Annotated in this window: 28 protein-coding genes; 11 read left to right on the top strand and 17 right to left on the bottom strand. The window is 42.1% G+C overall.

What is annotated here, in order from left to right:
- Positions 1 to 180 precede the first annotated feature (180 nt).
- Both BLV54_RS09640 and BLV54_RS09635 read right to left on the bottom strand, forming a co-directional pair.
- Positions 181 to 687, bottom strand: coding sequence for a DUF2459 domain-containing protein (locus tag BLV54_RS09640; protein ID WP_090571161.1), 507 nt, complete (start codon positions 685 to 687; stop codon positions 181 to 183).
- Positions 688 to 810: 123 nt separating this feature from the next.
- Positions 811 to 1,155 carry a hypothetical protein gene (locus BLV54_RS09635; RefSeq protein ID WP_090571159.1) on the bottom strand — a complete coding sequence of 115 codons (345 nt, stop codon included), beginning with the start codon at positions 1,153 to 1,155 and terminating at the stop codon, positions 811 to 813.
- A gap of 196 nt (positions 1,156 to 1,351) precedes the next feature.
- Between BLV54_RS09635 and BLV54_RS09630 the strand changes: the two genes are divergently transcribed.
- The 3 genes from BLV54_RS09630 to BLV54_RS09620 all read left to right on the top strand — a co-directional run bounded on the left by BLV54_RS09630 (position 1,352) and on the right by BLV54_RS09620 (position 3,967).
- Positions 1,352 to 2,260 (top strand): TIGR01777 family oxidoreductase, encoded by a 909-nt coding sequence (locus BLV54_RS09630; RefSeq protein WP_090571157.1) that lies wholly within the window; start codon positions 1,352 to 1,354, stop codon positions 2,258 to 2,260.
- A 31-nt stretch (positions 2,261 to 2,291) separates the two neighbouring features.
- Positions 2,292 to 2,417: an FAD-binding domain-containing protein gene (locus BLV54_RS17290; protein WP_218132368.1), complete on the top strand. Its 126-nt coding sequence runs from the start codon at positions 2,292 to 2,294 to the stop codon at positions 2,415 to 2,417.
- Between the two features lie 290 nt (positions 2,418 to 2,707).
- Positions 2,708 to 3,967 carry a putative Na+/H+ antiporter gene (locus BLV54_RS09620; RefSeq protein WP_090571163.1) on the top strand — a complete coding sequence of 420 codons (1,260 nt, stop codon included), beginning with the start codon at positions 2,708 to 2,710 and terminating at the stop codon, positions 3,965 to 3,967.
- 197 nt (positions 3,968 to 4,164) lie between these two features.
- On the opposite strand, the gene BLV54_RS09615 is transcribed toward BLV54_RS09620, so the two are convergent.
- The 4 genes from BLV54_RS09615 to BLV54_RS09600 are packed head-to-tail and all read right to left on the bottom strand — an operon-like array spanning position 4,165 to position 10,048.
- Positions 4,165 to 4,488 carry a P-II family nitrogen regulator gene (locus BLV54_RS09615; protein ID WP_090571153.1) on the bottom strand — a complete coding sequence of 108 codons (324 nt, stop codon included), beginning with the start codon at positions 4,486 to 4,488 and terminating at the stop codon, positions 4,165 to 4,167.
- A gap of 11 nt (positions 4,489 to 4,499) precedes the next feature.
- The gene (locus BLV54_RS09610; RefSeq protein ID WP_090571150.1) at positions 4,500 to 7,625 is read right to left on the bottom strand and encodes an efflux RND transporter permease subunit; all 3,126 of its coding nucleotides are present in this window, start codon (positions 7,623 to 7,625) and stop codon (positions 4,500 to 4,502) included.
- A gap of 3 nt (positions 7,626 to 7,628) precedes the next feature.
- The gene (locus BLV54_RS09605; RefSeq protein WP_090571148.1) at positions 7,629 to 8,792 is read right to left on the bottom strand and encodes an efflux RND transporter periplasmic adaptor subunit; all 1,164 of its coding nucleotides are present in this window, start codon (positions 8,790 to 8,792) and stop codon (positions 7,629 to 7,631) included.
- A gap of 8 nt (positions 8,793 to 8,800) precedes the next feature.
- A complete protein-coding gene (locus BLV54_RS09600; RefSeq protein WP_090571146.1) occupies positions 8,801 to 10,048 on the bottom strand; it encodes a TolC family protein in 1,248 nt (415 codons plus the stop codon).
- Positions 10,049 to 10,556: 508 nt separating this feature from the next.
- On the opposite strand from BLV54_RS09600, the gene BLV54_RS09595 reads away from it, so the two are divergent.
- Together BLV54_RS09595 and BLV54_RS09590 are read left to right on the top strand one after the other, a co-directional pair.
- Positions 10,557 to 11,594: a hypothetical protein gene (locus BLV54_RS09595; protein WP_090571145.1), complete on the top strand. Its 1,038-nt coding sequence runs from the start codon at positions 10,557 to 10,559 to the stop codon at positions 11,592 to 11,594.
- A 66-nt stretch (positions 11,595 to 11,660) separates the two neighbouring features.
- Positions 11,661 to 13,175: a sensor domain-containing phosphodiesterase gene (locus BLV54_RS09590; RefSeq protein ID WP_090571143.1), complete on the top strand. Its 1,515-nt coding sequence runs from the start codon at positions 11,661 to 11,663 to the stop codon at positions 13,173 to 13,175.
- Positions 13,176 to 13,273: 98 nt separating this feature from the next.
- On the opposite strand, the gene BLV54_RS09585 is transcribed toward BLV54_RS09590, so the two are convergent.
- The 8 genes from BLV54_RS09585 to BLV54_RS09550 form a co-directional block, all read right to left on the bottom strand.
- A complete protein-coding gene (locus BLV54_RS09585) occupies positions 13,274 to 13,534 on the bottom strand; it encodes a BolA family protein (RefSeq protein WP_090571141.1) in 261 nt (86 codons plus the stop codon).
- Positions 13,535 to 13,769: 235 nt separating this feature from the next.
- Positions 13,770 to 14,525 (bottom strand): ABC transporter permease, encoded by a 756-nt coding sequence (locus BLV54_RS09580; RefSeq protein ID WP_090571139.1) that lies wholly within the window; start codon positions 14,523 to 14,525, stop codon positions 13,770 to 13,772.
- Positions 14,522 to 15,436, bottom strand: coding sequence for an ABC transporter ATP-binding protein (locus BLV54_RS09575; protein ID WP_090571137.1), 915 nt, complete (start codon positions 15,434 to 15,436; stop codon positions 14,522 to 14,524). Before BLV54_RS09575 ends, BLV54_RS09580 begins: the two co-directional genes overlap by 4 nt.
- Before the next feature lie 55 nt (positions 15,437 to 15,491).
- Entirely contained in the window at positions 15,492 to 15,791 is a 300-nt protein-coding gene (locus BLV54_RS09570; RefSeq protein WP_090571135.1) for an STAS domain-containing protein, read from the bottom strand.
- A gap of 36 nt (positions 15,792 to 15,827) precedes the next feature.
- Positions 15,828 to 16,445 carry an MlaC/ttg2D family ABC transporter substrate-binding protein gene (locus BLV54_RS09565; protein WP_090571133.1) on the bottom strand — a complete coding sequence of 206 codons (618 nt, stop codon included), beginning with the start codon at positions 16,443 to 16,445 and terminating at the stop codon, positions 15,828 to 15,830.
- Between the two features lie 37 nt (positions 16,446 to 16,482).
- Positions 16,483 to 16,941 (bottom strand): outer membrane lipid asymmetry maintenance protein MlaD, encoded by a 459-nt coding sequence (gene mlaD / locus BLV54_RS09560; RefSeq protein WP_090571131.1) that lies wholly within the window; start codon positions 16,939 to 16,941, stop codon positions 16,483 to 16,485.
- Positions 16,941 to 17,738, bottom strand: coding sequence for a lipid asymmetry maintenance ABC transporter permease subunit MlaE (gene mlaE / locus BLV54_RS09555; RefSeq protein WP_090571129.1), 798 nt, complete (start codon positions 17,736 to 17,738; stop codon positions 16,941 to 16,943). The genes mlaD and mlaE overlap by 1 nt, the downstream gene beginning before the upstream one ends.
- Positions 17,731 to 18,543, bottom strand: coding sequence for an ABC transporter ATP-binding protein (locus BLV54_RS09550; protein WP_090571127.1), 813 nt, complete (start codon positions 18,541 to 18,543; stop codon positions 17,731 to 17,733). The genes mlaE and BLV54_RS09550 overlap by 8 nt, the downstream gene beginning before the upstream one ends.
- Positions 18,544 to 18,975: 432 nt before the next feature.
- Here BLV54_RS09550 and BLV54_RS09545 point away from each other — a divergent pair, with 432 nt between their 5' ends.
- The 4 genes from BLV54_RS09545 to BLV54_RS09530 all read left to right on the top strand — a co-directional run bounded on the left by BLV54_RS09545 (position 18,976) and on the right by BLV54_RS09530 (position 23,466).
- The gene (locus BLV54_RS09545; protein ID WP_256329347.1) at positions 18,976 to 19,815 is read left to right on the top strand and encodes a thermonuclease family protein; all 840 of its coding nucleotides are present in this window, start codon (positions 18,976 to 18,978) and stop codon (positions 19,813 to 19,815) included.
- 572 nt (positions 19,816 to 20,387) lie between these two features.
- Entirely contained in the window at positions 20,388 to 20,687 is a 300-nt protein-coding gene (locus BLV54_RS09540; RefSeq protein WP_090571123.1) for a hypothetical protein, read from the top strand.
- 442 nt (positions 20,688 to 21,129) lie between these two features.
- Positions 21,130 to 21,321, top strand: coding sequence for an entry exclusion lipoprotein TrbK (gene trbK, locus BLV54_RS09535; protein ID WP_090571121.1), 192 nt, complete (start codon positions 21,130 to 21,132; stop codon positions 21,319 to 21,321).
- A 630-nt stretch (positions 21,322 to 21,951) separates the two neighbouring features.
- Positions 21,952 to 23,466: a phenylacetate--CoA ligase family protein gene (locus BLV54_RS09530; RefSeq protein WP_090571119.1), complete on the top strand. Its 1,515-nt coding sequence runs from the start codon at positions 21,952 to 21,954 to the stop codon at positions 23,464 to 23,466.
- Positions 23,467 to 23,905: 439 nt separating this feature from the next.
- Here BLV54_RS09530 and BLV54_RS09525 read toward each other — a convergent pair whose 3' ends face one another.
- On the bottom strand, positions 23,906 to 24,580 hold the full coding sequence (locus BLV54_RS09525; protein ID WP_090571117.1) for a hypothetical protein: 675 nt from the start codon (positions 24,578 to 24,580) through the stop codon (positions 23,906 to 23,908).
- A gap of 213 nt (positions 24,581 to 24,793) precedes the next feature.
- Between BLV54_RS09525 and BLV54_RS16110 the strand changes: the two genes are divergently transcribed.
- The gene (locus BLV54_RS16110; RefSeq protein WP_176969733.1) at positions 24,794 to 24,946 is read left to right on the top strand and encodes a hypothetical protein; all 153 of its coding nucleotides are present in this window, start codon (positions 24,794 to 24,796) and stop codon (positions 24,944 to 24,946) included.
- Between the two features lie 252 nt (positions 24,947 to 25,198).
- Here BLV54_RS16110 and BLV54_RS09520 read toward each other — a convergent pair whose 3' ends face one another.
- On the bottom strand, positions 25,199 to 25,693 hold the full coding sequence (locus BLV54_RS09520) for a carotenoid biosynthesis protein (protein ID WP_256329351.1): 495 nt from the start codon (positions 25,691 to 25,693) through the stop codon (positions 25,199 to 25,201).
- A 199-nt stretch (positions 25,694 to 25,892) separates the two neighbouring features.
- On the opposite strand from BLV54_RS09520, the gene BLV54_RS09515 reads away from it, so the two are divergent.
- Positions 25,893 to 26,708, top strand: coding sequence for an integrase core domain-containing protein (locus BLV54_RS09515; protein ID WP_090571113.1), 816 nt, complete (start codon positions 25,893 to 25,895; stop codon positions 26,706 to 26,708).
- Positions 26,709 to 26,714: 6 nt separating this feature from the next.
- Here the strand turns inward: BLV54_RS09515 and BLV54_RS15570 are convergent.
- Positions 26,715 to 26,814, bottom strand: a 100-nt coding sequence (locus BLV54_RS15570) for an IS3 family transposase (RefSeq protein ID WP_143032472.1), incomplete at its 5' end; no start/stop codon positions are given.

The following is a 26,814-nucleotide window of genomic DNA, read 5'->3' as shown; positions in this document are numbered from 1 at the left end:
GCTTACACGTTCCGCGAGAAGAAACCTTCACTTAATATCAGATTCACTCAAGCTCTTCCACTTGTAGGGTTGTGATTCTTATGTCGAACTCACGTTGGCTAATTAGAAAACTTTAATGCGTGCTGGAGGATATCCTCCGCACGTTTGGAAGTGACGCTGTTTGTTGTTCCTGCCAATACCTCATTGCAATTCACCAGAAAGCAAAGCTGTCGGATGCTTCTTAGCGATCTGCACAGCACGGTGCAACTGCCAGGCAAAGGAAGTTCTGCTGAAAGCCCAGAATGGTGAGAGAGGTAAACCCGCCTCTCTCAAGGCGTAAGCTGTATATTGATGACAGGTATGGAAAAAATGGTATGAACGTTTTGCAGGATAAAACAGAGAAGTCTCAAAAACAGTGACAGCGTTATAGTCTGCTATCGTAGCCTCAAGGTGACGGCGTAGTCGCTGGTAACCTTCTTCACTCAGGCGAAATATGAAAAGATCAGAAGGAGGCTGAGGCGTACGATTGGCCCACACCTGATCGTACCAACCCACTTCAACTACTCCTTCAGTTGGCCAGAAAAGCGCCCGTATGGTCCCGGTCAGACCTCTTCTGCCTTCTAGATACCAGGCACGCTCGGCATAACCCCACTCCTCGAAACGCTGATTGTGAGTGAATGGCAATGAATGGCTTAGGGAAGAAGACAACTGAGGAAACTGATGCCCTTCTTGATATGCACTATTTGCACTATTTACCCTAGATTCCTTAGTTGATCGCTCGTTCTGATGTTAACATTATGAATATAATAATTTTTCCTACATGTTTCATTTTCACCCTCTGGGTGTTTCCGCTGCAGAACGGATTGCGCAATTTTGCAAGCGCATGGCTGCGTTGCAACTCTTTGGAATGGAACGACCATTCCGCATCGTTGCGCCTTGCCCTGCACTCGCAAAATCACACACTCCATCCTGCTCAACTGAGGAATCTAGGTTTACTGCCATTTCCTCACTTTGCGGAAAAGCAATCATCGCATGCCATGTATCAAGCGATACATAGATAGTTCGTGCAGCAGAATCGGGAGGTGGTGGCCACAAATTTTCAACAGGTAAGGCGCAGGCCGTGAGCAGCGAACTTACTAAAAGAGTCATTGCTGCAGCACGAGTAAAATTTCTCATTGTCGTATGAACTTAGTCAAATTTCAATACGGCAAAAAAATGATTAAAAATAAGATTATCGTTAGCTATCATTGTACCTACTCTAAATAATTTCATTGCATTTGCTCTCTACAGGGAAGATTTGCATTTTGCCGTTTGATTCGAAAAACGTGTATCTTGAATTGGCCATCAATCAACTTGGGAATTGTCAAATATAATGAACATACTCATTACTGGCGCAACAGGATTCGTAGGCCGTCACCTGGTACAGCGCCTCAAACAAGACCATCATACTATTAAGGTACTTAGCCGGAATGGCGCACGCGCGAGCCGGAAACTGGGTGTACCAGCCTTTAGCTGGAACTATGCAAAAGAGGATGCGCCTGCTGAAGCACTAGAAAATACCCAAATTATCATTCATCTGATGGGCGAGAATATAGGTAGTGGCCGCTGGACTAAAGAACGCAAGCGCGAAATTTATGATTCACGCATAGTCAGTGCCCGCAAGCTGGTAGCCGCAGCCCCTGCCAGTCTGGAATGCTTTGTCTGTGCCTCAGCTATCGGCATCTACCCAGGTGAAGGAGATGATGTTTATAATGAATCCTATGCCGTGCCTGCCCAAGTAGGTTTTATGCAGACCATTTGCCGTGACTGGGAGGCTGAAGCCGCAAAAATCGAAAACAAGGGTGTGCGTCGGGTTAGCATCCGGACTGGTATAGTATTGGGTGATGGCGGCATGCTGGATAAACTCTTGCCAGTATTCAAAATAGGATTGGGTGGACCTGTCGGTGACGGGCACCAATGGCTTCCATGGATTCATATTGATGATCTGGTTTCGATATATGTGACTGCTGCACTGGATACTCGCTATCATGGACCGATAAATGCTGTTTCACCCAGTCCAGTACGATATCGTCAATTTGCAACTGCCCTCGGCAAGGCGCTGCATCGACCAGCGTTCTTCCCTACACCGGCTTTTGTACTAATACTGGCATTAGGTGAAGCAGCCGCTCTTGCGCTGAACAGCTATCACATCATACCGACAAGATTACTGCAAGAATATGATTTTAAATTCAAATTTACCGATTTACCGACAGCACTAGAGGATTTATTCAGCAAAGGCTGATGCTGATCTGTGATTAATAGGTGCGCTTAAAGTGACACGCTGCTGTCTGTTTTCTGGTTTAGCACCCTGCTTCAGGATTTTCAATCCTACTACTCAAATTAAAAAATTTGATAAAAACTTCGAATATATCCAAATCTGGGTAAAAAGATTTGCATGATCATACTTATTCCAAATTGATTGTCGATCATTCATTTGCGCGTAAGCGCCGCCTGAGAATTTATCGGCAGGCAATGAATAGAAATTAACCAGAGCTTTTGATTCCTTTTTAAGCAATTCAATTCAAATTTGTGCATATTGCATATAATTTAAGAATGCTGTCAAAGCACATTTCCTATAGAATTCAGATCGTTTTGATCATTTCCCAAGCACAGAAAATTTACAGCAAACAAAATTTCTTAAATATCCCCACAATACAATACAATATTTTAGATGTATATAATAAATCGCATGAGTGATCCGACTTCTATTCAATTAATCGCTGCAGTCTTGTTTGCCCTGGCAGTGATTCATACCTTTTCTACAAAATATTTTGAGCATTTAGCCCACATCCAGCCGCGTCATGCGGGTATTTGGCATCTGCTAGGAGAGGTCGAAGTAGTATTCGGTTTCTGGGCCATGATTCTGATGCTTTTTATGTTTGCCATAAGCGGTAAGCAGGAAGCCACTGGCTATCTCAACTCACGCGACTTCACCGAACCGTTGTTTGTATTCGCCATCATGGTGATTGCAGGTACGCGTCCCATTCTTGATTTCACTGCTTCTGTCGTACGGTGGACTGCACGCTATTTGCCATTGGACCAGGGTATGGCCATGTATTTTCTGGTGTTAGCTTTCGTACCACTGATGGGTTCATTTATCACTGAACCTGCAGCAATGACGCTGGCGGCGCTAATGCTGCGTGACACGCTATTCAGTAAAGAAGTTTCCACTAAGCTAAAGTACGTCACAGTCGGTGTATTATTTGTAAATATTTCTATTGGCGGTACACTTACACCTTTTGCAGCACCACCCGTGTTGATGGTGGCTGGCAAATGGAACTGGGATATTTGGTTCATGATCTCCACTTTTGGCTGGAAGGCAGCGCTGGCAGTGGCTATCAATGCAGGCTCAGCCATGCTGTTGTTCCGGCATGAACTCAAACATATGGCTCAACAAGATAGTAGCAATGTCCCCAGAGTTCCGATATCCATGATATTAATCCATTTGATGTTTCTGACGGCAGTCGTTGTGTTCGCACATTACCCTGCTGTATTTATCGGAATATTTCTCTTTTTCCTGGGATTCGCAACTGCTTATCAACGGCACCAGAATCCGCTTATCTTGCGTGAAGCGTTGCTGGTAGCATTCTTCCTCGCTGGATTAGTAGTGCTCGGCGGTCAGCAGCAATGGTGGTTGCAGCCAATTCTGATGAATATGGATGAGACAGCTGTATACTTTGGTGCTACCGCATTGACCGCGATTACCGACAATGCTGCCCTCACGTATTTAGGATCATTGGTCGAAGGTTTAAGTCAGGAATTCAAAGTAGCATTGGTTGCAGGTGCAGTAACAGGTGGCGGCTTGACCGTCATCGCTAATGCCCCAAATCCTGCTGGCTTCTCTATTTTACGTGGAAAATTCGAGGAAGAAACCATCCACCCCTTGGGGCTCCTCATTGCAGCGCTGCCTCCTACACTGATAGCTATACTAACGTTTCGTGTTCTGTAATCAGTAGCGCCTCGTAAAACCTGATAGAAGATAAAATCACATAATGAATCGACACTAGGGTTCTGGATCAACGATTGGCATCCCCCTTCTTATCCCAAACTGATCGTTGATTATACCTTCGCCCACGAGCACTGCTTGAAAATTTACCGGCAGACGGTGGGCTGAATGTAGTTAAAGGGCATAAGCAGCTCTTTATCTCAAAGCGTACCTTTATCATGGATACGATAAGCCGCTTCAACTGACACTACCCAAACTACACCATCATGCGGCATCCCTGTTTGGCATTCACGTACAATCACATCAACAATCGTATCTACCATATCGTCGGCAACAAGTACTGTTACCAGGATCTTGTCTGTAAAATCGGTCAATTCTTCACGGAGTGTTTGATGCCGACTGATAGGAGCTGAGAAACCCTCCCCCTTCCATACTCCCAAGCTAAAGAAATCATGAATATTATGCAGCGCATTGCGTAATTGGTTCAGACGCGAAGGGCGAATGATGGCGCGAATTTCTTTCATGATGACTCTCCTTAAGTCTCCACGGGTTTTTCATCAAACCAACGATACAGTGTAGGAAGTACCACTAATGTTAATAGAGTGGAAGTAATCAAACCTCCGATCACCACAATGGCCAGGGGCCGTTGTACTTCCGAACCAGGGCCAGTCGAAAACAAGAATGGGACCAAGCCAAGCATCGCCACTGTCGCCGTCATCAGTACTGGACGGAAACGTTGCTCACAGCCACGAACAACGGCTTCAGCTACACTGACACCCTCTTCACGCAGCTTGCGGATATAGGAAATCAATACCACTCCATTCAATACGGCAATCCCCCATAAAGCAATAAAGCCCACCGATGCCGGTACCGACAGGTATTCACCGGTGATGAATAACCCAATTACCCCCCCTATCGAAGCAAACGGTAGAACCATAATAATCAAACTTGCCAGCTTGATCGAATTAAACAGCAAAAATAACAAGAAAAAGATTGCTGCTATAGTTAGAGGAACGATTACCGAAAGTGTATCCATGGCACGTTCCATATTTTGAAACTGTCCTCCCCATTCAAAGTAATAACCGGGTGGTAATTTAATTTCCTTAGCAACACGTTGCTGTAATTCAGCAACAAATCCTCCCAAATCACGCTCATGCACATTAGCACCAACCACTACCCGTCGTTTGGCAAACTCGCGTGATATCTGGGCGGGTCCATCGACAACCTGAACCTTTGTGACAGCATGAAGGGGTATTAACGCACCACCCCCTGCCATCATGCCATTTGGACCTGCTGTCGTGCTGGGAGTACGTAATAATAGATCGTGGATAGCATCCACATTATTACGAAACTGTTCGGGATAACGCAATACTAAAGAAAAACGCCGCTCCCCCTCGAATACATTGGTAATTACTTTTCCCCCTATCGCTGTTTCAATCAGTTCATTCACATCAGAAACATTCAAGCCGTGACGTGCAATCGCGCGTCGATCAATATCAATCGTAAGTGATTGTTGCCCAGATAAACGCTCAATACGAAGATCTCGGGCTCCCCGGACAGTCGTCATAATGCGTGCGACTTGTTCAGATATTCGGCGCAGCTCATTCAAATCATCGCCAAAAATCTTGACTGCGACTTGCGAGCGTACCCCGGTCACCATTTCATCCACTCTCTGAGCAATAGGCTGAGATAACACAATCTGCACCCCTGGAAGATTTGCCAATGCTTTTCGGATATCTTCTTCTATTTCTTCTTGAGTGCGCCCCGATTCAGGATCGATCACCACAATCGGATCAGATTCATTGGGACTAGCAGGATCTGCGGGAGACTCCCCGCGCCCGACCTTTGCTACGACAGTTTTCACTCCTGGTATGGCAGCGATTAATTTCATCGCTTCTGTTTCCATTCCGATAGATTCATCGAGCGAGATCGATGGCACCCGAACAATGACAGGGGTGATCGCGCCTTCTTTCATGATGGGGATAAACGATTTACCTAAAAACGGGAACAGCATAAATGATAGCCCTAGTAAACCGACCGCCACCATGATCGTCATTTTTTCACTCGCCAATGCTGAATTGAGTAATCGCCGATAACCCGACTTAACTAAAGCGATAATCTTGGTATCGTGGTCAGCGCCTCCTTTAAGAATATAGGAACACAGAACGGGTGATAAAGTAAGTGAAACAACCAGCGAAATTACTAATGCAATTGCGATGGTGTAAGCAAGCGGACCGAATGTTTTTCCTTCCATCCCTTGGAGAGTCATCAAGGGCAAGAATACCAGGATAATAATAGAAATCCCAAAAATCACCGGTGTGCCCACTTCAGCAACTGCATCAACTATGGTGCGTAAATGCGATTCTCGCGTCCCGCTAGCGTGACCCAAACGATGAAAGACATTTTCCACAACCACCACAGTCGAATCAACCATTAAACCAATGGCAATTGCCAATCCCCCTAATGACATCAAGTTAGCTGAAATACCCAGTTGATTCATTGCCATAAAAGTAACCAACGGCGTGATAATAAGTGTTGCAACCACAATCAAACTGGAACGAACATCACCCAAAAATATGAACAATATGATAACGACTAACAAAATACCTTCGATGAGTACCTTGACTACCGTCCACATTGCGGCATCGACCAGATCAGTTCGATCATAAAAGGGAATTATTTGAAGTCCGTCAGGTAATAAACCCTGTTCATTGATATCAGCGACTTTCGACTTTACCCGTTCGACGATCTCCTTGGCATTACCCCCCCTGATCATCATGACAATACCTGAAACTGCTTCAGTGTAACCACTCTTAATAATGGCCCCGGCACGCACTTCTGAACCAAATTTAACTTCGGCGACATCTCGGACAAATACTGGCACGCCGCCAGTTTCTTTCAGCACGATATCGCTGATATCCTGCAAAGTGCGAATCAAACCCACACCACGTATCAGATATTGCTCAGATTGCAAGGACAAAATGTTACCGCTCGCATTCGCGTTATTTTTGGCAATAGCTTCGTCAACTTGTGCGAGTGTTAAATCATAATGACGCAGCTGGTCGGGGCTAACCAGCACATGATATTGCTTGACATAACCACCCTGCGAGTTGATTTCTGCTACTCCAGGAATTGAGCGTAACATGGGTCGTACCACCCAGTCTTGTATGGTACGCCGCTCAGTCAACTCTTCTATAGTCAATTGACGTTGTCCATCGCTTGGATGCTCTAGGGTATATTGATATACCTCTCCCAACCCAGTGGATACAGGCCCAAGCACTGGAGCTACACCCGGTGGCATATTGCTTACTACCCCGATCATGCGTTCCATGACAAGCTGACGGGCAAAATAAACGTCTGTTTCGTCGGTAAATACCAATGTAATGAGAGACAATCCACTTTTATTTAAAGAACGCATCTCCACCAGACCAGGAAGACCCGTCATGGCAATTTCTATTGGAACAGTAACTAGCCGTTCGATTTCTTCTGGACTCCGACCAATCGCCTCGGTCGCAACTTGAACTTGAATATTGGTAACATCAGGAAAAGCATCAACTGAGAGTTTCTGAGATGCTTGAAAGCCAGCGCCAACCAAAATAAGCGAAATAACCGCCACGACAAGGCGCTGCTTGAGCATTGCACGTACAATTGAGGCTAGCATGATTTATTCCAGTTCAGCGAGTTTGCGCACATTATCAACATGAAAAGCGCCTTCTAAGATGATATTTTGCTCATCAGTTAACCCCTTGAGCACGGGGCGCAATTTATCAATCTCATGGCCTAGTTCGACTGGTACACGCAAGAAACGATTATTGCCTTGATCGACAAACACATAGTCGATATTGGAATCACGTACCACCGCACTTTCGGGTACTACCAGGCTTCGATGGGGGTTCTCCGTAATAACCATTTTTGCTAGCATGGCTGGCTTGAGTTTACGCTGCGAGTTCTCCACTTCCGTGCGTACCATCACTGTCCTGGTTAATGGATTAACAGTATCAGAAACAAAAATGATCACGCCATCGAAGCTAATATCACCTAATGCCGGCACTTGAATCTCCACATGTTGACCTTGCATCACATGCCGCGCAATATGCTCAGGTACATCACCTGTAGCCCACACTGTTGATAAATCAGCCACCGTGAATAATTTATCTGAAGGCTGCACAACCTGTCCAATCGCAACATTTCGTTCAACAACGACACCTGGCATAGAAACGGTAATGGGTGCAGAAGGGAGTATCTGCCCACGTTTCAGTAAATCGGTTAATGCTTTATTGTCCACTCCCAATAAACGTAATTGATCTTTTGCTGCGCTAAAATCAGCACGAGCCACTTGCAGCTCTGATTCACGCCGCTGCAATTCAGCTGCGCCTATTACATCGGCTGCAAAGAGCTGCTGTGCACGAGACGCTGCCCTTTCTGCAAGCTGCATCACAGAATTTGCACGTAGATATGCTAACTGTGCTTGCGTAAGCTCTGGGCCGGCTATTCGAGCTAATATCGTACCCATTTTTACTTCATCTCCGAGCTTAGCGAGAACCTCAACGATACGCCCAGTAACGTTTGCACCCACTCGAACAAGCTTGTGTTCATCTATCTCAATTTGACTAGGCACTCTTATTCTGTCGGCTATATTCATTACCTTTGGTATGCCAATTTTGATCCGTTGCAATATTTCTGGTTTGAGGGTAACGCTATTGGGGTCAGTTACCTTTGCTGGTGCAACCTTTTCACCCTCAGGTGCTGAAGATTCGTTCTTACCACAAGCTGCTAAAAACAAAGTGATAAGTAATACAACTCCAGTAATTAAAACTTGAACATTCATACGAAGAGTCACTCCTTGGGATAATGAGCGCGTAGACGATCGATTTCAGCAGCGGCTGATTGTAATTCAAAATAGGCTTGCAATAACTCCAAGCGCGCAGTGCGCAATATGCGCTGCGTATCGAGTACTTCAATAAAACCACGTTCACCCAAACGAAAAGCAGCTTCTGCTACACGCAATGCATTCTCAGCTGTCCGGATAATCCCGCCCTCATACATTTCTACTCTCCGTTTCGCAATCTGCATGGCCTGCCAGGCGGATTCAAGTAAGCGATTGATTTCGTAACGACGGTATTCCAAGGTCTCACGCACTCGAGCAGAATCGAATATGGCACTATTAATTTCACCGCGGCGACGATAAAACAGAGGAACTGTGACACTTAACCCAGCCGTATTCGAAGTAAATTGTCTATCCTGAAAATTGCTATATAGAATATTCATTGAAGGTAGAACGGAAGCACGCTCCTGTTCGATCCGCAGTTGAGTACGATTCTGCTCTGCCTCCAAACGGAGAATTTCGGGATTAGCAGCCAGAACTTGTTGATACAGCTCTTCAAGAACGGGTAATTCAACTGGTTCACTGAGGGAATTTTGAATCGCAAAATCAGGCGGTAATGCACCTGCAGTAAGCTGGAAGAGCGCCACTCTTGCTCGTTCTGCACTTAATAAGGCTGCTTCTTTTCTACTTGCCGCAGTCATGACCTCAGTATCAGCCCGGATCAATTCAAAACGTGCTAACTCACCGACCTCAACGCTTAACTTGATACGTCGCTGTATCTCTTCCATCACATCGAAAATAGCCGTTTCCATAGCTGCTTGCTCTTTGCGAAGCAATAGCTCATAAACGCGGATACGCAATTGTGCTGCAAGATCGGCGCGTACCTGATCAAGGCTGGCGCGATTTACTTCTACATTTGCCTCTGCTGATCCAATTCGAGCTTGTCGAAAAAAAGGATTCTCTATGGGTTGGCTGACAGTCACCGTACGCTGCATTGTTGCCGGGCCGGTAAGTTCAAATGGAAGTCGAGGCGCGTCCGGACCGGCCATAACAGTCACTTCGGGGTTTGGATAAGCCGATGCGCTTACCACACCCGCCTCAGCAATATTAACTTGTGAGCGAGCGGCAAGGACCAAGCCATTAACTTCCAATCCCAGACGCTGTATTTCTTTAATCGAGTATTTAGTAACAGGTTCTTTAGCTAAAGCAAAAGAACTAAAAGAAAAAAATAAGCAGAGCAAGATATAAATTTTCTGCATATGAACAAACTCTAAGCATTTAATAATTTTTTAATTTTTAATGAAATTATATTAGCGCGCCTCAAAATGAGGCACGGGCATCCATGCTTTAATGGATATTGACATTATTTTCATGTAACAAGTATTTACTTGTTTTATTGCTGATCAGAATTGAATTAAATTAACCGCCATCAACTATACATGATAAAAAATGAATACAAGCTGAACAAATTGAAAAAAGCGGAATATAAAATTGCTACTTAATAAATTTCTATTTTTCACAATTCTTGAATTCGCCATTGAATTGATGTAAATGATTTTGGTATTGTGATTTTTGGTGCTAAGGTGCTGATCTAAGCAAAATGTTGGTTAAAGAAATTCTTGAAAAAAGTATGGGTCAAACTTTTTTTACACATCTTATAATTTTTGTTTTATCTATTTATTTACTTCCTAACTTACCCAAAACTTGATAAACAGAAACTTTTACCCATCCCCCATCTATTATTCATTAACTTATTACGTATGATTTATGAATCTACATCTCCTCATCCCAGGCTTATTTTGGCCTGAAGCTGGAAGGTCTGAAGTTTATGGCGGCTTGTCTTTATCTGCTTTAGAAGTCATTCTAGCCAAAAGCCATTGTGCCGAGAGCCAGTCTCAAGGAATAGAAGAATGGCTCTGTCAGACTTTCGGTGTGTCGAAGCAGCAAGACTGGCCAATTGCACCAATCATGTTACAACTGGACGGGACAGACGAAAAACCTGACCAGAATGAGTATTGGCTGCGCGCTGATCCAGTTCATCTCCGCATTCAGAACAATCATATGCTGTTAGCTGACAGTCAAGTTTTCTCAATTTCCTTAAAGGAATCGATACAATTTGCCGATACTCTCAATCAGTATTTCAGCAAAAGTGGAATCGTATTTTTACCACTCCACCCTGATCGCTGGTATGTCCGTATTGCCAAAATACCTTGCTTGCAAACCCGACTACTCAGTGAAATGATTGGTAAAAATATCAATAATCTGCTCCCGATTGGAGAAGATAGTTCAGCATGGCACAGCATTTTTAATGAGATACAAATGCTGCTGCATACCCATCCACTTAATCAAGAAAGAGAAGAGCGTGGCGAATTCGCGATCAATAGCATCTGGTTCTGGGGGGGGGGAATGATGCCACAGAATATATGCTCTACTTTTAACCAAATATGGTGTGACCATACTTTCACCCATGCACTCGCAGTTGCAAGTGGCATAGCCAGCAATCCACTTCCTCATGATGCAACAATGTGGCAGCGACAAGCCAAGCCAGGTAACCATTTAGTAGTATTAGATACTCTGTGGGGAAAAACTCAATACAGGAATATATATGAATGGCGTGAATGTTTAAGTTCATTCGAACAACGCTGGTTTATACCCTTGCTCGAAGCAATGAAAAAACGAGTAATTTCTCAATTGACAATTACTGTTTTAAATGAGGATAGCACAAGAAATTTTATAATGTCGCATAACAGTTTATGGAAGTTCTGGGCAAGAGCTAAATCCTTATCAAGTTATGGACTAAATTGATCAAGATAAAATGAGCAAGTTTAACTTCTCATACACAATTTTTAATTTTTATTAATAGTAATAAGAATGAAAACCCAAGTGTTTTCTAAATTTAATGTGGTCAAATTCTATCTTGTTGCAAGCATTGCCATTGCTACAACAGGATCACTGACTGCTATCAATTATTTCATAATCGAATTAGAGCCACAGATCATCAATATTTTATGGATTATTCTGATCATAACTATATTTGCTATGATCATCCAGATCACACGTGCAGAAAAATCTTTAGCAAAACATCAAATAATATTTAGAACCCATAAAGAAAGGCTTACTAACGAAATCAAGTATCGGCTAAGGGCCGAGAAAACTTCTTCAGAACATAAAACCAGATTACAGATCATTGATGAAAACTTTCCAGTTATGCTCGCATATTTTAATACTGAACAGTTATGTTGTTACCATAATCGAGCTTATCGCTTATGGTTTGGATTAAATGCAGAACAAATCGATAATCGATATATGCGAGAATTTTTAAATGAACATTTTTATCATGGAATTAAAAATTGCATCAATCATATTTTAGCTGGCGAGATAATACAAAATAAACGAATACAAAAATTAACTAATGGTTCAACATGCCTCATTATTGAGCAATTCGTGCCTCATTTTGATCCAAAAGGGAAAGTCATCGGATTTTATACTCTGTATACACCTCGTATTTTGCGAGAAAACCAACAATTTCCTGATGTAGAAACACAAGAATATACAAAGTCAGAAAATATTCTGACTCAAGATGGCAGCAATGATAAGGGAACAACTAAAAAAAGTGAAAGCAAGTATTCTTCATCTGCGTCAATAAATTCCGCTACGCGGCTTATTCAAGCTATTGAGCAGGATAAATTCCACTTATATTATCAAAATATTATTTCGACAAAATCAGATTCAAATCCATGTGCACACTATGAGATTCTGATCAGGATGGTTGAAGAGGAAAATAATCTTATACCACCGGGAGTATTTTTATCTTTTGTCGAGAAATATAATCTGATGCCACGGCTGGATCGCTGGGTTGTCAGTAATATAATAAAGTGGTTATGCACAAACAAAATAAATTCAAACATAATGTTTTGCATAAACCTTGCCAGAGACACGTTAAGTGATCTTCAATTCACTGATTTTGTAGAAAAACAGCTACAGGAATCAAATGTTCCCCCACAAACTTTATGCTTTGAGATTGAAGAGTCAGATGCCAAATCAAACCTCGAGGCTACCACAATCTTTGCTCAAAAGATTAGGCAGATAGGTTGCAAAGCATCCTTATCAAGCTTTAATCATGACCGGGCTTCATTTGATTTATTAAAAACCATCAAAATCGACTTCCTGAAAATAGAAGGCAGTTTGATCTGTAATATATTGAATGATCCGACAGATCTAGTCAAAGTAAGAGAAATTAACCGTATAGCCCACCTTATGAAAATCCAAACCATTGCAGAATCTGTTGAATCGCTTGAGATTGCTGAGAAGTTACATGAAATGGGCGTTGATTTTGCTCAGGGATTTGGTATTGCTCAACCACAATCACTTAAAGAGCTTGAATAAGTGCAATATTAAAAAACAGTGCCGCTATGGTAGCAACCATAGCGGCAATCCTTTTCCCATCACATACTAGAGAATAGCTTTCATCACATCAACCAGATCTAAGCCTTCTGCCCAGCTTGTTTATATTCTTCCCATTGTTCAGGGGTAAGTGTTTTCATAGATAACGCATGGATCTCTTGCTTCATTTTATCCCGTAAGACCCGGTAAACCAGCTGATGTTGCTGAACCATACTTTTTCCTCTGAATTGGTCACTGACAATAATGGCACTAAAATGACGCCCATCTTCTCCTTCTACCTGAATCCATTCACAAGGCAAAGATGTTTCAATACATTCCTTGATATAACCTGAGGTAATCATTTTCGATCCTTTAAAGAAATAAATACATCATTGGATTTCATGTTGCTGAACTAACAATAAATCAGAGAAACTCTTAATAAGTTACTGAGCAAGATTAAAGAGCAAGCCAAGTAGTGTCCAGAAAACAAGCCATATCAATAGATAAATGAGTTTTCGAGTACCAGCAAACGCAGTAATTGCTTGTACAGGGACTTATTCAGAGTTTCCTTAAAAAATCCGACAAGATACAGGTCGCCTAATGGCGAATTTTATAACCGCTCTTTAACATCCATACTGTCAGCCAGGAAACCACTGCTAAACACGATATCACAACTACTAAACTAAAATAGGGTGAAATATCCGATGTTCCCAGGAAACCGTAGCGAAGTCCGTCAACGATATAAAAAAAAGGATTCAAGTGTGATAAATATTGCCAACCGGAAGGAAGAGAATAAATTGAATAAAATACACCTGATAAAAATGTCAGCGGCAAAATAACAAAATTCTGGAACGCAGCAAGTTGATCAAATTTTTCTGACCAAATACCAGCAATGATACCCAATGCACCCAGGAGCATACTGCCTGTAATCGCAAACAATAAAACCCATAAAGGCAGCTGTAGTGGCACTTCATATAATATCATCGTCGCACCATAAACACCCAAACCTACTAATAAGCCACGCACTACCGCAGCTCCAATATATGCCAGGAAAATCTCCAAATAGGATAAAGGCGACAATAAGATAAATACAATGTTACCGGATATTCTGGATTGAATCAGACTAGAAGATGAATTGGCAAAAGCGTTTTGCAAAATAGCCATTATCACTAAACCTGGAATTAAGAATGAGGTATAAGAAATTCCTTGATATACCTGTACACGCGTTTCCAGGACATGGGAAAAAATCAGCAGATAAAGCAAACTAGATAAAATCGGAGCCAGTATCGTCTGGAAACTTACTTTCCAGAATCTCAGTAACTCTTTATAAAATAATGTGTAAAAACCAATCATGATACATCCGAAGATTCAACACCCATGATTCTTACAAAAACTTCTTCCAGATCAGGCTGTTGTAATTGCATTTCCAGTACTTGTATATGCTCAGAACGCAGTACTGCAAGCAACGTTTCAACCTGGAAATAATCTTTTATTTTGAAAATATGTAAACCCTCATGACTGCTTCTAGGCCATTCTTGCAAAACGGTCGGTAATGTCTCGGAAGAAAGCCGAAGCTGGACTGAGAATCCCTGAATACTATTAATAAGGTTCCGAATACTATCTAATACAACAATTTTACCCTGCTTGAGCATAGCAACACGATTACATAATGCTTCTGCTTCTTCAAGATAATGAGTAGTCAAGACAATTGTATGCCCCTCTCGGTTTAGCTGGTTAATAAAAATCCATAGTGCCTGCCTTAGTTCCACATCGACACCGGCAGTGGGTTCATCCAGAATGATCACAGGAGGTTTGTGCACTAACGCCTGGGCTACCAATACACGCCGTTTCATTCCACCCGACAGAGCACGCATATTGGTATCAGCTTTATCGGTAAGATCCAAGCGATGCAAAATCTCATCTATCCAGACATCATTCTTTCTTATGCCGTAATAGCCAGATTGAATGATAAGTGCTTCTCTGACAGTGAAAAATGGATCAAACACCAGTTCTTGAGGCACAACACCAAGATTTTTGCGTGAATTAACGTAGTCAGTCACAACGTCATGCCCCATAATTTTAGCGTGGCCACTCGTTGCCAGTGTCAATCCCGCAAGGATACTGATAAGCGTCGTTTTTCCCGCACCATTAGGACCTAGCAAAGCAAAGAATTCGCCAGGATTGATTGAAAGATCAATATCTTCCAAAGCAGATAAAGCACCATAACGCTTATTAAGCTGGTGGATTTCAATTGCTGCAACCATAGAGGAACGAGCTTTGAAGAATAACGACAATCAGATGAAATAGAAGAAGGGCAATTTATTTCGTGATATTTGTATCAAACGGAATAAAGTCAGTCACGCCATATAGCTGCATAAGACTGCTTAGATTCTCTGGCAAATTGACATAATAGAGTTGCTGATTCCTGGCATGAGCTACACGCAACCATTCGAATAACATGCTGATAGCGGATGAATCCAGTTCAATAACTTCTGCCATATCAACTACCAGACCATCTTCATCAAGAAGAGCCATTCCCTGTCGGGTAATTTCGACTACGTTATCGAAAGTTACAGCGCCACGCACGTAAATTCTTCTACCTTCACGCTGAATTGCCATTACTTTGAAAGTAAGTATCTAAAAGAATGCAATCGTTTATTGACCTTCTAATGATTTATTCTTCTTCACAAGTGAAGCAATCAAACCATCTACACCTGCTTTTTTAATTTCACTATTAAAGCTGCTTCGATAATTTGTTACCAGACTGACTCCAGCAACAGTCACATCAAAAACCTTCCAACCTTGGTCAGTTTTTTCCATGCTGTAATCAATCGGAACGGGTTCTCTGCCACGGCTTTGAATGACACGTGTTTTGACCATTGTAGTTTTGGCATTAGGTTGAGTTGTCAATGGCGTAACTTCAATCACTTCATCACGGTAATTTGTAAGTGCATTAGAGTAAGTTCTCACAAGTAAAGTCTGAAATTCACTCACCAGCTCTTTCCGTTGCTGAGGCTCAACTTTAGACCAGTTTTTTCCCATTGCCAGTTGAGTCATACGGGTGAAATTGAAATGAGGAAGTATTTTAGTTTCAATTAAATCCAGAATACGATCTTTCTGACCCTTTTTAGTACCATCCTGTTTAAGAATAGTGATGACTTCATCAACCGTATTTCTAACTAGCTGATCGGGAGGCATCTCTTTGGCTGATACCGGAACAATCAACAAAAAATAAGTTAGCAGAACAATAATTTTTTGAAAAAGTGTTTTCATGTTTACCTAATCAGAATTTATCAATCATTAAGAATCGTTAATCCTCCGCAGCCTTATCGAACAGAAAACGTCCAATCATCTCCTCCAGAACCATGGCTGAATTGGTTTTCATTATCTTATCTCCTTCCGCTAACATCTCTTCATCTCCTCCCGGTGATAAACCAATGTATTGCTCCCCGAGTAACCCAGATGTCAATATGCTCGCAAAAGTATCTTTAGGAAATCGATAATGAGTATTGATAGCCATTGTCACAATAGCATCGTAGGTTTCCAGGCTAAACTGGATATCTGTGACACGCCCCACCACCACTCCAGCGCTTCTGACAGGGGCTCTAATTTTAAGGCCACCAATATTTTCAAAATTTCCTATAAGAGTATAGCTTTCACCAGTATTATAACTCGTTAGATTCCCAACTTTTAATCCGAGTATCAGTAATGCTCCAATACCGGCCATCACGAACAATCCAACCCAAAAATCGATTATTGTTCGCTGCATCAATCCACTCCTCTGAACATAAAAGAGGTTAAAACAAAATCCAATCCCAAAATTGCCAGTGCAGAAGTCACTACCGTTCGGGTCGTAGCACCTGATACCCCCTCAGCTGTAGGAGGCGCATCAAACCCTTCAAAAACTGCTATCGCTGTCACTGCCACACCGAAGAAACAGCTTTTGATCACGCCATTTACAATGTCATAGCGAAAATCGACCGCATTCTGCATGGACGACCAAAATGAACCTTCGTCAACCCCAATGAAAACGACTGCCACCAAATACCCTCCAAATACTCCTAAGACAGAAAAGAGGGCTGCCAGTAATGGCATGGAAATAACCCCTGCCCAGAAGCGTGGTGCAACCACGCGTGCAATCGGATCCACCGCCATCATCGCCATGGCAGATAACTGTTCAGTCGCTTTCATCAAACCGATTTCCGCAGTGATTGCAGAACCCGCGCGACTTGCAAACAGCAGCGCGGCCATCACTGGCCCCAATTCCCGCACCAGTGACAACGCCACGAGCGTCCCGACTGCTGATTCAGAACCATATTTTTGTAGTGTCTCGTATCCTTGCAGCCCTAATACCATTCCAACAAACAAGCCGGACACCAGGATAATGATGAGCGATAATACACCAACAAAATAAATTTCACGTATGACGAGGCCAAAGCGTAAGAAACTCGTCGTCGATTTTAGGAACACCAGGACAAAAAAGCGCACCGCGCAACCTAGACGCCAAATGCTGTCAATAGTCCGATGTCCGATAGCCTGGATACTGGTAATAATGCGTTTAGGCAAAATGGGTCTCCAGCTTCAAGTCCTTTTGATAAGCTTCTGCAGGATAATGAAAAGGGACAGGCCCATCTTCCTCGCCGTGAACAAACTGATGTACAAACGGAGCAACTGATCCCTTTACTTCTTCCGGAGTTCCATGCGCTGCGATGACCCCGTCTGCCAGGAAATAAACATAATCTACAATCTTTAAGGATTCTTGCACATCATGTGTAACTACGATTGAAGTTACCCCCAGTGCATCTGTCAATCGGCGAATGAGACTACCAATGACACTTAACGAAATTGGATCCAGCCCGGTAAAAGGTTCGTCATACATGATCAGCATGGGATCAAGCGCAATCGAGCGAGCTAAGGCAACACGGCGTGCCATGCCACCCGATAGTTCTGCCGGCATCAGATGGCAGGCCCCGCGTAAGCCGACTGCATGGAGCTTCATCAATACCAAATCACGAATCATGGATTCTGGGAGATTGGTATGCTCACGTATCTGAAAAGCAACATTGTCGAACACAGATAAATCGGTAAACAAAGCGCCAAACTGGAACAACATACCCATTTTTCTGCGTAATTTAAAAAGATCATTTCTGCTGAGTTTATGTACTACCTGACCAGCGACTTTGACATAGCCTGCAGTAGGTTTGATTTCTCCACCAATCAAACGCAACAAGGTAGTCTTACCAGAACCGCTTCCTCCCATGATAGCGATGACCTTGCCTCGAGACATGGTCATATTGACACTTCTCAGAATGGGACGAGTACTATAGGAAAAGGCAAGATCTTTGATTTCGATCAGTGGTTCGGACATCACTTACAACTAACTATGGATTGATATATTTAAGCAGAATGCTGGATTTTAATCCATATTCCTCATGGATACGACTTTATCTTTTGATTATTTATAAAAAATCAGTGACTCGACGCTATTTTTTTTATTATTTTCACGTGAAAGATCAATGACATATCCAAAATGTGAAGAATTAATAAAGTCCTGGTAAAGATTATAAAAAATAAAGTTAGCCAGACTAGATTCCATGACATATCTAAGTCTATTATCGTTATATTGTTAAAAAAATAATCAATGCAGCTGTACTTGATATCAATTTAGAAGCTGCATCAATCGTTTTATTAATTACCACAGTAAATACTTCTCTTTGAGAAAGGCTCCAGGTGCTAAATAGTAGAATTACAGTCACCCAAATAAAAGGCATTGTCCCAATCTCATTGTAAAGTAATGCAATCCATGAAACCGATCATAAAAATATCGTTCTGGTTGTTGACTATTTTCATTTGGCTGTATCTACCCGGTTGTGCTGCTGACACAATCTATCGTACGAAAGATGCACACGGTAGTATCACCTATTCAGATATCCCCTCCCCTGATGCTAAACCAATCAACCTATCAACAGTTCCACAACGATCCCTGCATCAAGTTGCCAAAGTATTGGATGGCGATACCGTTGTGTTAAAAGGAGGGGCGCGCGTGAGATTGCTTGGCATCAATGCACCCGAAATCGAAAGCCGTCATCGCGATGGAGAAACGGGCGGCATAGTTGCTAAAGAATGGTTACAGGAAAAACTTCAAGGTCGGAAGGTATACCTAGAATATGATCAACAAAAACAGGATCATTACAAACGTTTGCTTGCTCATCTCTATCTGCCAAATGGGGAACACCTTAACCTTATGCTGGTGGAAAAAGGGTTGGCTGTAGTCAATTTACTACCCCCAAATCTCCGACACGCTGATGCAATGATCAGTGCACAGCAGCGAGCCGAGAGACAAAAATTAGGAATTTGGTCGCTACCTGATTATCGTACGCGGCCGCTTACGCAGATATCGCAAAAATCACGTGGCTGGCAACGTTTCCTGGGAACACCCACGTCATTGAAAAGAAACAAGCGGTATAGTCAACTGATTTTCAATAATAAAATCGATATTCAAATCGATAATAACAATCTTGCCCTATTTCCAGCACTGGAAACTTACCTTCATAAACCGCTGGAAATTCGTGGATGGGTATCTCGGAGAAATAATCAGTACTCAATATTGATTCATCACCCTAGCGCACTTGTTTTGCGCTGACTGCAACAGTCAACGATCGGGGGATTTCATTTGATCGCTTCACCTCGGCTGCCTCGATCACATTCATGCTCATCCCCGCCAGCAGTTCAGTAAAGATGCCCAACTTGCTCATAATGGGATAAGTGAAGCATAAGCATACTCAAAAAACAATTAAATTCATCTTGCAATTACAGAGAAGTCCTTATAGCAACTTTTAGGTTAAAGATAATCCTGAAAATCAATCGCTTTAAAATAAATAAAATTCCACTTACTTAATGATTGTTCAAATAATTCAGATATTTCTAACTGCATCGAATATGATGCCGCTAAAATAATTATGATAAATCAAATACATATAATATGCCTATTAAACCCTAGAATGGAGCATGACAATAATCAATATAATCAGTACCATAAAGCTTGCTAATAATTTGTGCAAGTTTTATATTATTGTATTTATTAAGATTATTATTTCTGTTTGAAATGACTAAAAATAATCGAAACGCTTTCATAAATTTCGCTCATAGCATTAAGGTTTTACTATTTTTATTAATAACTTAGCGTCAATATCAACATAATATTTAAATAAAACCATGGGCACACCCAAACGGCAAATACTTAAAGTCAAGTCAAATGAAATCTCTATTGCGGATAGGCCGGCTCAGGAATTTGCTCGTGCTGGAATCGTATCAGATAGCCAAGATTTAATTCGATCAAAGCCATCAAAGGACGATTTAGCGAATGATCTTAAAACAATCCGCGCGTGGTTATTTCATATTGGCGAGCCAGAAGAAGATCATCACTTGGTGATCGATAAATGCAAGACAGATCCTGAAGCGTTGGCTTATTTCTTACGACATGTCAAGGGAAGTTTGCATAAAATTACGCTATAATGCCTAGATCAAGTAAGTCGGCAAGGTACATAATTGCTTATATCTCTCTGATGGATATTGCTAGTAATATTGTGTCATCAATCATGATATTAAGCACATTAAGGTGATGCTGGGCATTTAAGGTGAGGAATTCAAATTTGACGCTTATTTCTAATCGAACTGGTAATAAAAAATACTCACATCCAGCAGAGCTTCCCACTAACTGTGGTTTGTTTAGAATCTATCTTTTATTGCAACTTGATCCTAATGATCCATCGCTAGCGTTTACATTAGCAATGCAATGCTTCCTTAAAAGATGAAGAGTTTTACAAAAATCTCAGACCGTGAGGATTCAGGTAAAATTACATGGTTTGGTTCGTGTGACAGACACCAACACCAAGTAATTGAGAAATTTGGTATATACATCAAGTCATAGAAAATATTTTATAGAGGAAAATTTTAGATGAATTTTAAATATAGCGTTGTTTGTATTATTGGTCTTAGTATTGCTCTGATCGGTTGCGACGGAGGGCCTCCCGAAGCCAATGCAGTGAATTGTTCGGGGAAAGGAATGGAGAAAGCACTTTCAGCTTTTAGAAATAATGAAACTGAACGGCAAGCATTTCTTGATAAATGCAATGCTTTGAACAAATAAGATTACAACTATCCCCGTTGCAAGCAGCGGGGTTTATGCCGTTTTCTCCATTCGGGACGACCCTAACGCTTCAAGGAAGCGGGGAATTGAACTCGAAGAGATTATAAACATACTATTAGGAATTCCAGAGTACCCATTTGCGGAGGACTCGGAGTACAGTCGATCTTGCTGGCAATGAATTCGAAGGCCGCTCACTGGAATTGAAAATCAGCCTGGTACTCCAAGGTCATGCTAATAACTCATTCGCGAGCCTCAGGTGAGTATCTCATTGATTTATTTATAGCTCCATACTCTTCAGATAAGTTTATTGAATAATGCTGTTGCTGAAAAACATAACAGATTGTTAAGTTCTGGCAATTTAAATAAAAAAGGAGTAATCACGCATCAGAAATGAACTCAATATTCCATTGAATTCAATGCAGAAATGGCGTGAGCATCAATTCCTCGGGAGAAACTGCTCCACAATTGGCGTCCGTCATAGCTTATATTCCACACGATCAATAGCTAAAAACAACAGCTAAACAAGAATAATATATCAACAGCTTTCTTTTCTAACGGTTGATATACCTTGTAAACCGCGCTACATTCTCGAATAAGCTTTTTTCTTTTTTGATATATCAAGTAAGTTCAATGAAAACAGACTACCCCATCAAAGTGATCGAAAGACTTTCGACCTTTCTGCATACCTCCCTTGATATAATTTTGAAAAAACGGCTAATAGCCGATCCCTGCCAGCATGTCCTGCAATTATTCAAAGCCACAGTCGCTAGTGTGCCTGCTTACCGGCAATTTCTTAAAGACCAGAAAGTAGATCCCGAAAAGATCGCATCCTTTAAAGATTTTGAAACGCTGCCGCTGCTTAATAAAAGCAACTATATGCAAAGATATCCTCTGCCAGAACGCTGTAAGGGAGGGCAGATTTATGCTTGCGATCGATTGGCAGTGTCTTCAGGCTCTACCGGCATATCAACATTCTGGCCACGTGCAATGATCGACGAGTTGGATATCGCCTTGCGCTTTGAACAAGTATTCCGCCATAGCTTTCAAGCTCACGAACACACCACCCTGGCAGTCGTCTGCTTTCCGCTTGGCAATTGGGTTGGAGGTATTTTTACTACATCATGCTGCTGGTATCTGGCGCAAAAAGGCTATCCTTTGACTGTTGTAACACCCGGCAATAAACCTGAGGAAATTTTACGCGTAGTTCGCGAGTTGGGACCATATTTTAAGCAGACCGTACTGCTGGGCTATCCGCCCTTTGTAAAAGACGTGATCGATACTGGTTCCGCACACGGAATAGATTGGCATTTGTACAACATCAAATTTGTTTTTGCGGGTGAAGTATTCAGCGAAGAATGGCGTAGCTTGATGCTACAACGGGTCGGCTCACAAGCTCCCTGCTACGATTCTGCTTCCCTCTATGGTACCGCGGACGGTGGGGTATTGGGCAACGAGACGCCGCTCAGTATCGCGATTCGCCGTTTCCTGGCCGAGCATCCCAATGTCGCTCGAGAACTGTTCGGTGAATCGAGATTACCTACGCTCGTTCAATATGATCCGATAAGCCGGTTCTTCGAATTGATAGATGGTGTGACGCTGGCCATTACTGGCGACAACGGAGTTCCGTTGATCCGCTATCACATCGCCGACCGCGGTGGGCTGATCAGCCATGCTGAGTTAATGGCTTTTTTGAAAGCACATGGACTATCCACATTTGAAGATTATGGTGTTGACAGCGAGGTCTGCACCCTTCCCTTCGTATGGGTTTTCGGTCGCGCCGATTTTACGGTATCTTTCTATGGTGCGAATATCTATCCAGAAAATGTGGCAATTGGTCTCGAACAAGAGGGGTTTGCAAGCTGGATCACAGGCAAATTCGTTATGGAAATCAGAAGCGATGAAGAGGGTGAAGAATTTCTACATATAACGATAGAATTACTTCCAGACATTACCGCCGAAACCGGCAAAGAAACGACCATCGCATCTTCGATTAGAGCGCAGCTGTTAAGATTAAACAGCGAATTTGCAAACTATGTCCCCGCTGCAAAACAATTGCCGCAAATCAAACTACTCCCTTTTGGTGATCCAGGCTATTTTCCCATCGGTATAAAACATCGATATACGCGAAGAAGCTCTAGTGATTAGTTGATGAAATTCTACTAGCCTTCTGAAATTGAAAATTCAAGCGACAGTAACATACACCACTCTCAATGAAACAGCAAAGTAAACTTGGGATTACTTTTGAAGAAAATACGCTTGAAGAGGAAAAATTGGACGTCAAGTAGATGCATAAGTCGAAGTCCGGCGGTCACTCTGCTGCACGCATCAGAGCTACTCAACAATATCTATATAGAACAATGAGTTATCCATAGGTTATTCACCAAAATAGTCAAATCTGGTAAGTGGATAATTAAGATTTCAGTTAATTATTACTCTCGAATCAATCCGAGTATTTGTTTATACAAACTAGCTATCAGAGGGATCGCTTTCTCTCCGTAGTAAATTTCCTATGAAAATTAGAGCATAATGCAATATAGATTGATATCGGTTGTTTTTTGTCAATTACCTTGACCAGTTAGGTTAACTATTTAATACCAAAGGGAATCTGAATTCCGATATTTGCACCTCGATTACCATTGTTAACACTCACTCCACTGCTGAATTTGAATTTCGTTCTATTATTGGTGTGTGTGTAATTTATTGTTCCGCCATTTCCTACTGCATTAACTGTTGCACTAACACCATGTCCATTGATACCTGAAAAACCACCACCGACTGAGTTTATCTGAGGCCCTGTTACGTTACTCGAAATATTGGTATCAAATGTTACAGTCCCATCCGAAATTTTGTGTGTGTAATTTATTGTTCCATCACCTTTTTTTATATTAACTATTGCATTTGCACGATGGCCACTTGTACTTGAAAAACCACCACCAAGCAAGTTCATCTGAGGCCGTATTCCGTCACTCGAAATATTGGTATCAAATGTTACAGCTCCATTCGAATTTTTGTGTGTGTAATTTATTGTTCCATCACCTCTTTTTATATTAACTGTTGCATTTGCACGAGATCCACTTGTACTTGAAAAACTACTACCGACTGAATTCATTCGATGCTCTGTTTCGTCATTCGAAATATTGGTATCAACTGTTACAGTTCCATTCGGCCCAGATTCAATTGGTATGCGTATATTTTCGGCACTTACTATATTAAAAATCAACAACAAACTTAAACCATAAATTTTCATAGTGGTATTCATTTTTTAGACTCCCACCTAAAAATTAGACTTTAGAGTTTCAGCTCCATAGGAGGAAATTACCTCAAAATAATCAATCAAGGCAATAAAAAATGACAAAAAATTTGACAGGATAGCAAGAAAATTGTTGCCGCTCTTCTAAATGTCTTTGTTCTTAAAAGATATTTATAAAGATGGCTTCTGGGAAGAAATTTTATTTCACTTCTGAAGGCCGCGATGAACGCAAAAGGATACGCTGGTATCCCTAGCGAACTGAGTTACTACAAATGGTTGCAACTGAGCAAATGGTCTTGGCTGGCGCCTGGCACGGCAATTTGCACGGTTGATATTAGCAAATATGAGGCAAGAGGTCATATATTTGGCTATTGATGCTATGCTGATGCTGCGTTCGTCTAAAAAGTACCAGGCCAGTCAGATTCATCACCAGCATGACAGCAAGACGATGCAGGACAATGCTGGGTTAATCTGGTGATCATCAGCCGGCAGCACGTTCACCAAGGCAGCTCGTTAATCTTGATATAGAACAGCTAGCTACACATAGATGGCTCACCAATCCTAATAAACTTGGGCACGGGCTTGCCATTGTTTTAGTTTTATATTCAAAAAAGTTAAACAAATCTCTCATTCTTTAAACTTGTTGAGAGGCGACCAAGGATAATCTTTCAAATGTTCCTGCAACTCCTCCTCATGGTAACGATTAACTCGTGAAACAGCCAGAATTGTCACTATAAGAATGGGTAGCGTAAATATAAAAATACCGGTTAGTGCAATCAGATTCTCACCAATCGAGTGCGATATCACCCAGTTGAAGATAAGCACCGATATATAGAGAATCGGCCCCAACAGCGAGCGAAACGGTATAGCAAATATTCCGTATGGTGCCTTTTCTTCAACTCTGCGGTCTATCTGCTGAAAGGCAGCCACCAGCACGAAACTGGTTAGCAGCCAACCTACGTAGTTTGAGATCGGCACTCCAAAATCCAGCCCTAACTCGTGATAGCCATATATCTGCCCGAGAAACCAGCGATTGCCCTGCAGTGCCACCGGTTCTATTATGATGTCTAAAAAGGTCTGTAAGAAAGCTCCTAGTATAAGAGCAGCCCATGAATGCCGGATAGCACGAGTCTCCAGTGTAATTAGATCGAAGCCACTTGTAGTTAGGGGCGATAGAATAAATTAACATGGTCAAGTAATTTGTGACAACCCAGTTAAGCGACTTTTTTAAGTTCTGCCCTTTCAGCTTCAAATTGAATGGGACTTCTATAATCTGTAAGAATTTCTAGCGTTGTTTACAGTATTGTGGAGAATACTGTAAATGAACATGCACAAACATATAAGACTTACGCCACTTGACCGTCAGGAGCTGTGGCAGCTTTACCAAACTCGCTGCTGGAAAGTATCCCAACTTGCCGAACGCTTTCGAGTCTCAAGACCTACGATCTACACTGTTCTCAAACGGGCAAGGCTCAAGGAGTTTGTTCCCCGCGACAGTACCAATCAACGTTTTAAAACAATCCAGTACGGCCTCAAGCGCTTAGCCAAAGTCGAGCAGTCCATCCAGGAGCGCCTGAAACGCGAGGCAAAGCGTTATAACAAGTCTTATCCCGGCGAACTCGTGCATTTCGATACTAAACGCTTACCTTTGCTCAAAGGCCAATCACCTACCCAACCCAGGGAATACCTGTTTGTCGCAATTGACGACTTCTCTCGAGAACTCTATGCAGCCATCTTGCCCGATAAAACCCAGAATAGCGCCGCCTGGTTCCTCACCGAAACCGTCATCACCCACTGCCCTTACCAGATCGATTACGCTTATTCTGATAATGGCAAAGAATATAAAGGCACTGACAGTCATGCTTTTGTTAAAATCTGCAAAGCGCACGGCATCGGCCAGAAATTCACTCAAATCAATCGACCTCAAACCAACGGTAAAGCTGAACGTGTTATCCGCACCCTCATGCAGATGTGGCATGACAAGACCAACTTTAAAGACTGCACCGACCGGCAAACTCAACTCGACCGCTTTATTAACTTTTATAACACTGTCAAACCACATAAAAGTTTGAGTAACTCAACTCCTTATGAAATACTCCAACATTATTTCAATCAACCTCTCTGTAAACAACCCTGAGGTTTCTTACATATAATCCAAATAAGAATGTAGTCGATGGCTGTTATAGAACATGGATATGTAATTTAATATATCTTGTTGTGCCTCATATCGATTCTGATAATGG

The sequence above is a fragment of the Nitrosomonas sp. Nm33 genome (assembly GCF_900107265.1).
Taxonomy (GTDB): Bacteria; Pseudomonadota; Gammaproteobacteria; order Burkholderiales; family Nitrosomonadaceae; genus Nitrosomonas.
Note: the sequence above shows the minus strand (reverse complement) of the source record. Positions and strands in the feature narration are given on the sequence as shown.